Source organism: Paenibacillus sp. Y412MC10 (genome assembly GCF_000024685.1).
In the GTDB taxonomy this organism is placed as follows: domain Bacteria; phylum Bacillota; class Bacilli; order Paenibacillales; family Paenibacillaceae; genus Paenibacillus_AQ; species Paenibacillus_AQ lautus_A.
Genome location: NC_013406.1, coordinates 5,317,853 through 5,331,532 on the forward strand (window position 1 = coordinate 5,317,853; position 13,680 = coordinate 5,331,532).

Consider the following 13,680-nt stretch of genomic DNA (forward strand, 5'->3'; position numbering starts at 1 on the left):
GTCTTTCGTTTTAAGCTTTATGCGTATTTCGATATTGCCCCGGCGTCGTGCCCACCATTTTTTTGAAGGATCGGATAAAACTCGAGGTATTGGTGTACCCGACCTGTTGGGAGATGGCTTCGAGCGTCTCCTCGCTGTCCCGCAGAAGCTGAATGGATTTCTGAATTCGAAGCTGATCGATATGCTCTTTGAAATTTTGCCCCATCGTTTTTTTGAAGTGATGGCTGAAGTTGGAGACCGACATATCAAAATAATCGGCCATCATCTGCAGCGAACAGTTCGGATCCATCCCTTTCTCCGCAATCAGGGACAGGATCTCATCCTGGGTTGCCGCCCGGGAAACGGGGAGGGTTTCCTTGATCATATCGCACAGCTTGGCATAGCTTTCCCTTATGATCCCGATCATCTGTTCCAGTGTATAACGATGGTTAAAAGCCGCATCCGTAAGTCGCAGCAGGCTCTGATCGTCATGACGGAACCGCTGGAGGCCGTTGAAGATGACGGTAACGGTATTGAGATACACGCTCTGAATCATATGTGGCGGCAGGCTGTCATTGCTTAGGTAACCGATCATTCTCTCTGCTAGAGAGGCCAGCATGGCTGCATCATTCTTGAGGATCGCAAGCTCGAGGGATTGCAGGATTTCGGCATAATAGGAGACGGCTCCGGTCTGGGGAATCCCAATGTTATCAAAAACCAGCACGGCGTCGGTCTTTCGGATGCGCAGAAACTCCGCCGTCCGGAGTGCCTGCAGATAAGAGAGATGGAGGTCCTGCGGAGACGGGGCTTCGCCAGGCTTGCCGATGCCGATCACCGTTCGCCGGCCCGTGTGCTCCAATATTTCATCCTGCATCCGTTCCAGGCAGGATGTGAGCGGGACATTCTCCGCATGGGAGCACACCAGAATCAATTCCTGCGGATAGATGCTTTTAAAGAAATAACCTTGGATACCCTCCGGCAGCCGTCCTTCATAGCACCGGCAGTAATCCAGTATCTTCTCCATCTCTGCTCCATCCGCTTCGCAGCATAGTACGGCAACCGAGAAGTAATCATACTGAAACCGGAGGCCGACCTTTCTTGCTTCCCGTTCGAAATCATCCCAGCCTGCAAGATGCCCGCTCACCAGTTCAAACAGCAGGTTATCCCGCATAATCGGCAACGATCCCTTCACATGCTCGTCAAGCTTGCTGTTGGCCAGCGAAAGCTCCTCCAGCGTATATTTGATCGTATCGATCTCGTTCATGGGCTTCCGGTCCCGCGGTTCGAAGACTTGAACGGCAAGATCAACCAGACGGCGAATCGGCTGATAGTTGTTCCGGATCGATATATAGATGATAAACACTTCAAGCAGCAGGATCAGGCCGACCAGGATGGCCGTATTCAACTGAATTGTCCGAATGCCCTGAAGGGATGAGGATACCGGCAGCAGGCTCACGTATTTCCATCCATTCTTGTCCGAAACCGAGGACGATACCAGATAATCCGATCCGCTGATCGCATAAATGCCCGAAGAGGAAGATGTCTCATCCCCTATGCCCTGCACAAGCTTCCTGAAGTCATCGGAGGATTGGTATGACGTATCATGGGAAGATACCAATCGCCTTCCCAGGCCGTCAAACACAAAAAAATCGCCGCTATAGGTTTCCGAGACGGACTTCATCATCCGGACGATCGTATCTTCCCTTACCATGATCATGACGGCTCCGGGGGAATTCGTGCCTCCTACCGGCAGCGGTTGCACGAAGGTCAGCATTCGAACCCGGTTATTGCCGGGCACAATCACGTTCTCAACCGGCCTGACGATGGGAGACTCGAGATCATTCAAAGTCTGGATCATATCTTCGCCGGCCCAGTTTTCATAGTAGTAACCGACGCCCGGAATGGACAGGTCGTCCAAACTGTATGCGCTTCCAGTTTTGGAAAACAAATAACCGATGTTCTTTACATACAGCAAGGTGTTGTAAATAAATGCATCGGTTGCATTGTATTTTTTCATCTCATTGGCAATGAGGACACGCTGGTAGTCGCTTTCCTCGGCCTTGTACATCTTGAATTCCCGATTCTGCACCAGCTCGAACGGCAAATTGTATACATACCGGGTAAACGTATCCATCGATGTCATGAACTGCTCCGTAATATGCGCATTCCAGTCCATTTCCTTCTCTTTCACAACGTCCGCCGAATAGGGATAGTAATAACACAGGATGACGATCACGGGAAACATCAGCACGAGCAAATAGGAAATCAACAATTTGGTCAGCAGGTTAATCTTATGGATTCGCAAACGGCAACCACCTCCCTATCACTTCATTCCCATTTTCGAAAATGTTATCTATAAGAATACGAAATTTTCAAAAAAAAGAAAACTCATTTCCGCTGTATACGCGTCGGAAATGAGTTTTCTGATATCATACCATTTTGGCGGCAGCGGGAACGTCAGGAGGATTGTTCCACTCCCCATTTTTCGGCCCACTTCTCCATCTCCTTCAAAGAAGCCAGGAAGTCCATCCCCTTCTCGGTCAATGAATACTCCACGGAGACCGGAACGGTTGGGAATACCTCGCGTCTCACAATGCCGCTGCTTTCCAAATGGCGCAGGACATCCGTCAAGGATTGCGTCTTGATGATCGCTGCATCCCGGTGAAGCTGATTAAACCGTTTCGGTCCTTGGGCTAATTGCGCGATGACAAGGAACGCCCATTTGGCTCCAAGAATTTGCAGCACCGAGCAAATATGATTGAACGCTGGCTTTTCCTGAAACTCTTCTTTAACCGGCTCCATTGCCTCACCCCATCACTAACTAATCGTAAGTTAGTCAAAATGACTGGATAATATCCAAATACTTTGCCTTCTTACATCATATATGCGTGCTGCTTATAATACAAACACAAAGAGATTTCATGCTTTACTATCCGAAACGGCATGTGCTAGCCATGATCCGATTGAGGGTATCAATCTCCCAACGGAAAGGATAATGGATATGAATCGATATACGATATATTTATTGGCGCTCGGTGTTTTTCTTACCGCTACCTCGGAACTGGTCGTCTCGGGTATTCTGTACGCGATTGCTGACGATCTTCATATTTCCTTGGCTTTTGCCGGCCAGCTGATTACCGCCTATTCGCTTGCTTTTGCGATCGGAACACCGATTTTGGTCTCGCTTACCGCTCGAATCAATCGAAAAAAGGTGCTGCTCGGCTCGCTTCTGCTATTCATTGCCGGCAGTCTTGTTTCTTTTTTTAGCACCGAGGTATGGATGCTCATGGCTTCCCGTGTCATTCTTGGCGTAAGCTCAGGCGTCTATCTCGTTGCCGCAATGGGTACCGCAGCCAAAATGGTGCCACCGGAAACGTTAGGCCGTGCGATTGGCACCATCGTGCTGGGTTTCAGCAGCGCCATGGTGCTGGGCGTTCCGATCGGCATATGGATCACGAATCTGCTGAACTGGCAATCCATTTTTCTGCTGCTGGCTCTGCTCAGTCTGTTGGTCGCTTTTGTCCTTATCAGGCTCCTGCCGGATGTTCAAGGGGATGCCCCCGTTTCCTTCCGCCAGCAATTCAAAGTGCTGGGGAGTCTCGTGATCGTCAGCGCCCTGCTGCTTACGTTCTTCCGGGAATCCGGCAATTCGGTACTGTTCACGTATGTGACGGCGTTTATCCAGGATATTTTTCGCATCGCGCCGTCCGGCATCAGCATCATTATGCTCGGCTTTGGCCTATTGGGAGCCATCGGCTCCAGGCTCGGCGGTTATGGTGTCGACCGTTTTGGGGCAGGGAAGGTGATTGTCCTCAGCACGCTCGTTCATATTGCGGTATTTGCGCTGCTTCCGCTGCTCGCCGGTCAATCGGTCATTGGACTTTCGCTGATGGGAGTCATGGTGATGTCCATGTTTGCGGCGGGCCCGGCGGTCCAGAGCTATTTTATCCAGCGGGCACCGGGTTCTTCCAATCTGGTTCTCAGTTTAAACACCTCCATTGTCCATCTGGGGTTAGCCGCAGGAGCAGGTGCAGGAGGCTTCATGGTCAATACGTCATCCACGCTTCAATACCATCCATGGCTCGGGGGAGTCGTGCTCGCGCTTGGCTTGGTGGCAGGACTCGTCAGCTTCTCGGCCGGACGGAAGTCGCCGGTTTCCATCCCGAAATCGGCCTGACCTCGCCTGCTCCACCCTATGAGTGTTTAGCGCAAGCCGCCCTGTCAACGGGCGGCTTGCATCCTGCTGATTGTTAAAAATGGGCTCACGGATGTTTGCCCATGGGCATAACGTGTGTTATGGGTCAACGCCTACTACATGATGAAGGGCAGGAGTCACAGTGGCAGTCTCTTATATGGATTTCACCTCACCGTCCGTTCGGTATACTTACGATATGAGCAATAACCCGTTTTTCAAAAAAGATAGTCAAAATTACATTAATTCTCTCTCCGTAAAAGAATTGAACACGCTCGGCAACGCTTCCCTGCTGGATATATATCTCAGTACCGGAAACGTAGTGGAGCCGCATATCCATCAAAATGCATCGGAGCTGGTATATGTCGTTTCCGGCTCGGCCATCGTCTCCCTTGTCAATCCGTTTACGAAAGAACTGCTGAACTTCACGGTAACGCCCGGTCAAGTTGCGCTCGTGCCCCAAGGCTGGTGGCATTATGAAATGGCGACGGTCGACAATACGCATCTGATCGCGGTCTTTGACGCGCCGGTGCCTGAATTCATTGGAGGTTCGGATCTCTTGAGATTGACGCCGGCCAGCGTGTTTGCTCACACCTACTGCCTGGATGAAGCCAAAGTCAAAGAGACCTTGGCACCGATTACCGACACGGTTGTTATCGGGCCGCCAAAAAACTGTCCGCAGCAAGGCCAAGTGCAAGGGCAAGTGCAAGGGCATATGAAACATCAGCCTCACGCGTCTCATCTTAATCAGCACTATTATCATCAAGGAGCGCTTGGCCATCGAGATTATGAGCTTCTTCAGCAGCAGCAACAGCAATTCCAGCAACAGCAGCAGTTGTTCCAGCAGCATTTCAATGCGCAGGATCAAACGCAGCATGGAACGTATGCTGCTGAACCGCAGCGAACCCCAACTCAAGCACAAGAGCAGTTCCGTTCGCAACAGCAATTACATGAACAACAGCGTCAGCAGTTCATTCAACAACAGCAGCAGTTGCCATTCCTGCAACGCCAGCTAATTGGAAACGGCTGGGATAAATTCTGATTAGCCCTTCGGTGATGGAGGGTCATCCATTGAAATACGCAGCATCATGATTCGTCATAATGCTGCGTATTTCTTTTTAATATGGAAATATATGATTTAGGAAGACCGAATGCTCCCGTTATTCTCAGAATCCGGCTGGGGTACGGCATGATTGCGGAAGCCGCGATACAAGAGGAGTGTTGCAGAGGGGAAGCTGCATACACGACCTATTCCGTCCTGGGTGCCTGAACGCCGGATTTATGCGGTTCGACACCGCAAAAGCTGATCAGTCCGGCACTGCGCATGTTCTGGAGAACCTTTTGGACAATTTTGCATGACAGCTGCCCGATTAGATTCAAGACAGGTTTCCGATTTGATCCGGCTGTATTTCGTATTCTCCGAAAAACGGTTAGAATAGTAAGATACGGCATCTTTTCGAATGCCAATGTAAATCGAAGGAGGATCCATATTCATGAGCGTTGATTATAAAGCGTATTTCGCTGAACACCGCGAAACCCATCTGAATGAATTGAAGGAATGGTTGTCCATTCCGAGCATTTCGGCCTTGTCCGAGCACAAAGGCGATGTCGCCAAAGCTGCCGAGTGGCTCGCAGGCAAGCTGACCGAAGCGGGACTTGAGCATGTGGAGGTTCACCAGACGGCCGGGCACCCGATTATTACGGCAGACTACCTGCATGCCGAAGGCAAGCCGACCGTGCTCGTCTACGGCCACTATGACGTTCAGCCCGTTGATCCGCTTCATCTGTGGGAAACGCCGCCGTTCGAGCCGGCTGTCCGCAACGGCAAATTGTACGCGCGCGGAGCAACGGACGACAAAGGCCAGCTCTTCCTGCATGTCAAAGCCGTCGAAGCCATTTTGAAGCAAGAAAAGGAGCTTCCGGTCAACATCAAATTCTGCATTGAAGGCGAAGAGGAGGTTTCCAGCCCCAACCTGCCGCTCTATCTTGACAACAACAAGGACAAGCTGGCGGCAGATGCCATCGTGATCTCCGATACATCCCTGCTCGCGCCTGGCAAACCGGCCATTTCCACGGGCCTTCGCGGGTTGTGCTCCCTGGAATTGTCCCTGGAAACAGCCAATACCGATCTTCATTCCGGTACATACGGCGGCGGCGTGCCGAACGCCCTGCACGCAATGGTGTCCTTGCTCTCCTCGCTCCATGACGAGCAGGGCCGCGTTGCGGTTGAAGGCTTTTATGACGGCGTACTTGAACTGTCGCCCGAAATGCGCGAGGAATTTGCCAAGCAGCAATTCGACGAGGATAAGCTGAAGCGGGACCTCGGCCTCGATTCCTTGTACGGCGAAGAAGGCTTCTCCTTCGTTGAACGCGTGGGAGCTCGTCCGACCCTTGAGCTGAACGGCGTATACGGCGGGTTCCAGGGAGAAGGCAGCAAAACGGTCATTCCGAAGGAGGCCCATGCCAAGATTACCTGCCGCTTGGTCGCCGATCAGGATCCGCAGGCTGTTCTTGACGCGATCGAGAAGCATCTGCATGCCCACACCCCGGTTGGCGCCAAGATCACCTTCCAGCCGAAGGAAAAGGCATTCGCCTTCAATATCGATCCGTCCCATCCGATGCTGCAAAAAGCTGCAGATGCCTTCGAGAACGTGTATGGCTCACGTGCACTGTTCACGAAAGACGGAGGATCGATTCCGATCGTGGAGAAGCTGTCCAGCACGCTGAACGCCCCTGCCGTCATGATGGGCTTCGGCTTGCCGGACGAGAATCTGCATGCGCCGAACGAGCATTTTAATTTGGAGAATTTCGATAAAGGCTTGCTGACGATCGTAGAATATTTAAAGCTGGTGTAACGGTGACGCCGACAGTCCGAAAGTAACATAGTAACATCCTAAATATGAACGCGTATGGCGGGATAATTGTATCCTTTCCAATACGCGTTCTTTTGCTTTTATGAGAGCCACTTGCGATTCATAATCCGGTTATTGGCGTGGGAGCCACTTGACATTCATAAGCCGGTTATTGGCGTGGGAGCATCGATTTACCGACGGAAAGCGGCCAGGACGTGTTTACACGACTAAACACCTGCAGATCCCCAATCAGACGGTGCCATATTAAATGGTTGCCGGTCCTATGTATGCGGTGGTTTCCCTACCAGCAGGCAGCTCTTCACCACAACATGTGGTTTCCACACCTAACAGGCAGTTTCTTCAACACGCTTGTGGTTTCCATTCTAAACAGGTAGCTTCTTCCCATCACATGCGGTTCCCACGCCAAACAAGCGCCGTTATCCCCATACCCATCGGACTACAGATCCGTTATTTACCACAAATCAGGCCATTCTCTAAGTGCAACGGACACCAGTTCCGTTATTTAACCCTTTCGCCGCCAAAAAACGGACTTTTTATGCAAATAACGGACCTCATGTCCGCAAGTATCAAAGTTTAGCTCTTATCAGAGCAAATAACGTATCCTGTGTCCGCTAAAGCCCGAAGTATACAATATGGTGGACAGCCGTTACATGTCTCGGACCACGTACCGTGCGAACAGGGTGCAGGGCGCCGATATACTTAAATAAGCATGTTTGTCATCGGTTCGGACAACCGATTCGCACTTACTGCCTCGCGCCATGTTGCCGAAGCCATAGAAGTGAAATTGGGCGAAGAAACTATGTTTTTGCGCGTATCAGCGCATATGCATGAATAGCGGTGGGGATGTTAATACAAGTGGAAATCGGGTATTTAAGAAGATAACTTCTCTACAAAGCATAAGGAGGGAACGTATGAGAGCAGTCACATTTCAAGGCGCCAAAGACATTCAGGTCAAACACGTAGAGGATCCATCCATTCGGACCCAGGATGATATTATCGTCCGCATCACTTCTACAGCCATTTGCGGTTCCGATCTTCATATATACCTAGGGGCTATGCCCGCGGCTAAAGATTTCGTGATCGGCCACGAGCCCATGGGGATCGTAGAAGAGGTCGGTGCCAACGTAACCCGCGTGAAAAAAGGCGACCGCGTCGTTCTTCCGTTCAATGTTTCTTGCGGTCACTGCTACTATTGCAATCATGATATGGAGAGTCAATGCGACAATTCCAATGGCAACCCGGATGTCCATGCCGGAGGGTACTTGGGTTACACCGAACGCTACGGAAGCTACCCCGGCGGACAAGCTGAATATTTGCGCGTGCCCTACGGGAACTTTATGCCGTTTGTCATACCGGAGTCGTGCGAGCTGGAGGATGAGGCGCTTCTGTTCTTGTCCGACGTTCTCCCTACCGCCTATTGGAGCGTGGAGAATGCCGGCGTAAAACCGGGCGATACCGTAACGGTGCTGGGCTGCGGGCCGATTGGCCTGATGACCCAGAAATTCGCCTGGATGAAAGGCGCAAAGCGGGTGATCGCCGTGGACCGTCTACCTTACCGTCTGCAAAAAGCAAAGCGGCTGAACAACGTGGAGATCTACAATTTTGAAGAATATGACGATATGGGCGAGTACATTCGAGAGATCACCAAAGGCGGCACGGATATCGTGATCGACTGCGTCGGCATGGACGGGAAGAAGTCGACGATGGAAGCCATCGGCCAAAAGCTGAAGCTCCAAGGCGGAACGTTGAGCGCGATTGATATCGCCATCCAGGCCGTGCGCAAATTCGGCACCGTCCAGCTGACCGGCGTATACGGTTCGCTGTACAATATGTTCCCGCTCGGCCATATCTTTGAACGGAACATTACCCTTACCATGGGGCAGGCCCCCGTTATTCATTACATGCCGGAGCTGTTCAAGAAGATCACCGCCGGCGAATTTGATCCGACGGAGATTATCTCCCACCGGCTTCCTCTGGAACAGGCAAGCGATGCCTATCGGATATTCAGCGATCACGAGGACGAATGCACCAAGGTCGTTCTAAAGCCGTAGCATAATTTCACAGAAAAAAGATAACCAAGCATTCCCTGTCACATCCTTTATCTTGGATAGGAGATGCTTGGTTTTTTGTGTCCCGGTTCATGGAATTTAGGGAGTGAGCCTAAAATTTCGCAGGGTGCGTGTTAGACGCTTCGACATATCCTCACCCGTCTCAAGGGGTGCGTAGTCAACGGCAACCACATTTACCGGGTAGGCTGTCTATTCACTCGCTTTTCTGGGATTCACCCGGATGATCGTCCCGCACGGATCCGATATCCAGTAGCCCCGCGAGTTCTCGTAAACCTCCACCTCATCCCTGCGGTCCACTCTGTGCTCTCTCAAATATCGGGCAGCCTCCTCCGGATCCTCCGTATTGACCTCGAGCCAAACATCCTGCTGCGAATAGTTGAGCATGCAATCCAGCCATAAGGTATTCGGGCCGTGCTGAAAAGCATGCGACCCGTCCCTGAATCCCAAATATGGCAGCCTTAAAACCTCTTTGTAAAAAAACACGGTCTCCTCATACTTGTGCTTCGGAATTTTAATGGCAATATTATTTCCGCCGATAAACTGAATGTCCGCTGATGTCATGAGTGCAAACCTCCATTGTGGTTTTTTGCCATTGTATCATGCAGCAGCTTGGTTAAATTCTTCCGGATTGCTGTTATTCGCGGCGATTTGGCATAACCTCGGCATTCGTTATATACCAATTGGGCACATGCGTCCGGAATCCATCATACCAATTCAGCACCGTTTGAGCCTGGTTCATCATAACCTCAACTTCCTGCTCTCCGAACGGGATGGCCCAATGAATGGAGGAAATCTGATTGCTTGCGATATAAAGCGCCATTAATCTGAAAAATGAATCCGGCACCTCTCGTCCTTGAAAATATCCATGAATACGACCCGAAGCGAACCACGGGCTAATCGCGGCATCCCACGTAATCCGGTTAAACTCCTCCCAAGGATCACCGTAGTCCGCCCGGTTGAAATCAATGATGCCGAGTTCCCCTTCAGGCGTAACCACCATGTTGCCGACATGATAATCCCCATGTTGAAAAGCAACGGGACGCTCTTCTAGCAAATACCGGTGCGCCTCCATAAAACGGACGATGTTCTCAGCGCCGGCAAGCCGGATGCCGCAGCTCTCATAATTTTTTATGTATCGATCCATTTTTGAATTATAGTAAGACGCCCACGTATCCAATCCGCTTTCAGCCGGAATGCCATGCATCCTGTTCAAATATGCGCCGGCCTGAACGCCAAGCCGGTACTGCTCCTCTGAATCCAGCAAAGGAATCGCCTCCCTTGCATCTTCTCCCGGAACCCAGGTGAACAGGGAATACACTTGCCGGCCACCATGACAGACGCCAAAATCTATCGGGCGAGACGTTCGCATTTCGATGGGATCCAGCTTTTTAACCGTTTCATACTCCCATTTCTTCCTCTCGAACTGAGAGATATCGGATAGCCGGAGGAGCCGCTCCTCGCCTTGCATATCCTGAATATAATATTTACGATCTGCCGACCAGCCCTTGTCAACCGCTTGAATGACAATCCATCCATCAGCCCCCGGGATATCACGAATCGCTTCCTGCATGCCATGCACCTCCTGTATCCAAAATCCTTAACGATCCTTGAGCCTTATTCATTATAAATGAAGATGGATACTTAGAGCATACAATCCCATTTTTTTATTTTGGCCTATAATCACTGACCGTAACTGTCAGGAATGATGTAATATACTCGATTTGCAGCACACATCCTAAACCAAAGCGAGGGTTAACACATGAACATGAGCAAAGCGGATTTTACGACAGAATGGTTAAAAGAGGCGCATATTACGGAACAAGTCATGAACGCTTTAACCGACGATTCGCTTAAAACCGCCATGACGGAGCAGCATCGCACGCTCGGTCAGCTGGCGTGGCATTTGGTCATGTCGATTCAATACATGACCATGCTCGGTTTGCAATTTGAGGGCCCGTCCCGCGAGCAAAAAATTCCCGATTCGGCTGCCGAAATTACCGACAGCTACCGCCGGATCCGGCATGCCCTTCTGGATGCGGTTCAGTCGCAGTGGAGCGAGGAGGATCTTCGCGCTACCCGTGAATTCGACGGAGAGCCTTGGACCAATGCGGCATTCCTGCATTTTACCCTGGTTCATCAAGCGCATCACCGCGGACAAATGACGGTGCTGATGAGACAAGCCGGCCTGCGGATTCCCGAGCTCTACGGTCCGACCTACGATTCCTGGATCGACAAGGGCATGGACCCGCTCGTATAAAAAAGATACAATCTACTTAAAAGTAAACGGTCGGGATCGTCCCTAAGGAAGGAGCGCGTTTTGATGTCCAAAGCGGATAATATGCTGTCGATCCTGTGGATGCTTCGCTCGGGCAAAAAGATGACCGCGCAGCAAATCGCCGATGAGCTGGAAATCCATGTTCGAACGGTGTACCGCTGCATCGATTCGTTATGCGCCAGCGGCGCGCCCATCATCGCCGATTCCGGGCCGAACGGCGGCTTTCGGATTCTCGGACCGTTCGCCGAGTCCCCGCTGATGTTTGATGCGGAAGAGCAGAAGGCTTTGGTGCATGCCTCGATTTTTGCCAAAGAAACCGGCTATCCGTTCACGGACGCGCTGGAGCGGGCGATCGGCAAGCTAAAGCTTTATACGAACGAGGAGCAGCTTCATCAGATCGAACGGCACAGCAGCGGCATCGCGGTTTTGCAGCCTCCGGTCCATGACGGGCTTCGCCCGCTGCTGCAGACGCTGGAGAATGCTGCGGCACAGGGACAAACCCTGAAGATGACGTATTCGAAGGGCCGGGAAGGCGCCGGAACCGTCCGAGACTTCGATCCCTACGGCATTATCCATTGGAAAGGCCAATGGTATGCTGCGGGCTACTGCCGTCTGCGCCAAGAGATTCGCAATTTTCGCGTGGACCGGATCCTCGGTCTGGAGACGACAGACCTGGTCTTTGAGCGGCCCGTTGATTTTTCTGCCAAGGATGTCTTGCTTGGCAGTCTTCTCCCGGATCCACGCAGCACGGAACCCCTGGTCGATGTTGTCATCCAAGCCCACGAGCATGTTCTGAATGAATTGAGCCAGCATTGGTTGTTTGGGCATACCCTCGTATCGCGTCATGATGGCGAGGCTCGTTTCGGGCTGGACACGTCTTCGCTGACGTCCTATGTGCCCTACTTCCTTCTCCCCTACGGCAAAGCTTTAACCATTCTGGAGCCCGCTTCGCTCGTCCTGAAACTGTCCGAGATCACGACAAGCCTAGCACTCCATTACGAACGCATGTTAATCGGCATGACCAAAAAGGAAGGATGATACCCATGGAGAAATTTGCAATGTACGGGAAACTGATCGCCCATCCGGGCAAACGGGATGAACTTGCGGAGATCCTGCTTGAAGCAGCCGCGATGCTTCGCGATAACGAAGACTGTGAGCTTTATATCGTCAACGTCTCGGACAGCGATCCGAATGCCGTATGGGTTACGGAATTGTGGAGCAGCCAAGACGCGCATGCCGCTTCCTTGCAGGGAGCGGATACGTCCGAGCTGCTGCAGCGCGGGCGGGCGCTGATTGCCGGCGCAGAGCCGCTCAGGCTTAAGCCGCTTGGAGGCAAAGGGTTTTAGGTAATTCCGGTTAGGAATAAAAGAGGCCGTTCCCGAATCGAAATTCAGGAGCAGCCTCTTTTTTGCTATATATTGTTACGATATTCCGAGGGGCTGTAGCCTACCTCTTTCCGAAACGTTTTCGAGAAATAGTTCGCCGATTCAAAGCCGGTGGCATCCGCAATTTCCTTGATGCTTAGAGACGTCGTCCTCAGCATGAGTTTGGCCTGCTCCATCCGTTTGAGGCTTAAATATTTTTGCGGCGTGATTCCGAAATGCCGTTTGAAATACTTAATAAAATAATTCGGGTGCAAATGCAGCGTTCCCGCCATCTGCTCCAGCGTAATTTCCTCATGCAGATGATTTTTGATGTACTGCTGCACTTTGTGGAGCCTGCCCATATCCTCCATTTTGTCCGCATGAATCTGCGGCTGCTGGTGTTCGAACACGCGGGAGAGAATGTCCAGCATCACGGACTTTTCCCTCAATCGCGCGGCGAGGGTATCGGAACGATGCGCATCGACGAGCTGCTGGAATAATGCCGGCATCTCCGCGTTTCCCGACAAATCGTAGCAATGGGGCACGTTCAGCCAGGAGAACACATCGGAATCGCCCACGGTCGCCGAGAAGTGAGACCAGTATTTAAGATAGGGACGGCCGCTGATGACAGAGTAGGATTGCCGGGTCCGTGCCGGCATCAGAACCAATTGACCCGGTACGGGATACAGCTCCTCATCGCCGATCTTCACCCACCCTTCCCCATCCAGGATAAAATAGAGCTTGTTGTACGACACGGTGTAGTCGAATTCCTTCCATTCCGGCCAGCACTGCGTTCTTTCGGCCTCCCAGATCTGAACCTGCATGTTCAGGAGCATCTGCTGAATGGCTTCATGTTCATTTCGTTCATTCTTCATCTTCAATTATCCTCTAAAGTTATTATAATACCCGTCGGAGTTAAGTAATTATC

At 51.5% G+C, this 13,680-nt stretch carries 11 protein-coding genes and 1 pseudogene; 7 read left to right on the top strand and 5 right to left on the bottom strand.

Going from position 1 to position 13,680, the window contains the following annotated elements; all coding sequences use genetic code 11:
* Positions 1-10: 10 nt before the first annotated feature.
* Positions 11-2,284 carry a helix-turn-helix domain-containing protein gene (locus GYMC10_RS23235; RefSeq protein WP_015736781.1) on the bottom strand — a complete coding sequence of 758 codons (2,274 nt, stop codon included), beginning with the start codon at positions 2,282-2,284 and terminating at the stop codon, positions 11-13.
* Positions 2,285-2,436: 152 nt separating this feature from the next.
* Positions 2,437-2,781, bottom strand: coding sequence for a winged helix-turn-helix transcriptional regulator (locus GYMC10_RS23240; protein ID WP_015736783.1), 345 nt, complete (start codon positions 2,779-2,781; stop codon positions 2,437-2,439).
* Positions 2,782-2,980: 199 nt separating this feature from the next.
* On the opposite strand from GYMC10_RS23240, the gene GYMC10_RS23245 reads away from it, so the two are divergent.
* The 4 genes and pseudogenes from GYMC10_RS23245 (at position 2,981) to GYMC10_RS23260 (ending at position 9,095) form a co-directional block, all read left to right on the top strand.
* Positions 2,981-4,156, top strand: a complete 1,176-nt coding sequence (locus tag GYMC10_RS23245; RefSeq protein WP_015736784.1) for an MFS transporter — start codon at positions 2,981-2,983, stop codon at positions 4,154-4,156.
* A gap of 160 nt (positions 4,157-4,316) precedes the next feature.
* Positions 4,317-4,979, top strand: a pseudogene (locus GYMC10_RS33240) (cupin domain-containing protein); the annotation flags it as partial.
* Positions 4,980-5,664: 685 nt separating this feature from the next.
* A complete protein-coding gene (locus GYMC10_RS23255; RefSeq protein ID WP_015736786.1) occupies positions 5,665-7,026 on the top strand; it encodes a dipeptidase in 1,362 nt (453 codons plus the stop codon).
* A gap of 929 nt (positions 7,027-7,955) precedes the next feature.
* Positions 7,956-9,095, top strand: coding sequence for a zinc-dependent alcohol dehydrogenase (locus GYMC10_RS23260; RefSeq protein ID WP_015736787.1), 1,140 nt, complete (start codon positions 7,956-7,958; stop codon positions 9,093-9,095).
* A 207-nt stretch (positions 9,096-9,302) separates the two neighbouring features.
* Here the strand turns inward: GYMC10_RS23260 and GYMC10_RS23265 are convergent, their stop codons facing one another.
* A complete protein-coding gene (locus GYMC10_RS23265) occupies positions 9,303-9,674 on the bottom strand; it encodes a glyoxalase/bleomycin resistance/dioxygenase family protein (protein WP_015736788.1) in 372 nt (123 codons plus the stop codon).
* Between the two features lie 73 nt (positions 9,675-9,747).
* On the bottom strand, positions 9,748-10,683 hold the full coding sequence (locus tag GYMC10_RS23270; protein ID WP_015736789.1) for an aminoglycoside phosphotransferase family protein: 936 nt from the start codon (positions 10,681-10,683) through the stop codon (positions 9,748-9,750).
* 189 nt (positions 10,684-10,872) lie between these two features.
* Here GYMC10_RS23270 and GYMC10_RS23275 point away from each other — a divergent pair, with 189 nt between their 5' ends.
* The 3 genes from GYMC10_RS23275 (at position 10,873) to GYMC10_RS23285 (ending at position 12,734) form a co-directional block, all read left to right on the top strand.
* Positions 10,873-11,370 carry a DinB family protein gene (locus GYMC10_RS23275; protein WP_015736790.1) on the top strand — a complete coding sequence of 166 codons (498 nt, stop codon included), beginning with the start codon at positions 10,873-10,875 and terminating at the stop codon, positions 11,368-11,370.
* A gap of 63 nt (positions 11,371-11,433) precedes the next feature.
* A complete protein-coding gene (locus GYMC10_RS23280) occupies positions 11,434-12,426 on the top strand; it encodes a helix-turn-helix transcriptional regulator (RefSeq protein WP_015736791.1) in 993 nt (330 codons plus the stop codon).
* Between the two features lie 5 nt (positions 12,427-12,431).
* Positions 12,432-12,734, top strand: coding sequence for a putative quinol monooxygenase (locus GYMC10_RS23285; protein WP_009591286.1), 303 nt, complete (start codon positions 12,432-12,434; stop codon positions 12,732-12,734).
* A gap of 65 nt (positions 12,735-12,799) precedes the next feature.
* Here GYMC10_RS23285 and GYMC10_RS23290 read toward each other — a convergent pair whose 3' ends face one another.
* Positions 12,800-13,627, bottom strand: a complete 828-nt coding sequence (locus GYMC10_RS23290) for an AraC family transcriptional regulator (protein WP_015736793.1) — start codon at positions 13,625-13,627, stop codon at positions 12,800-12,802.
* Positions 13,628-13,680 lie beyond the last annotated feature (53 nt).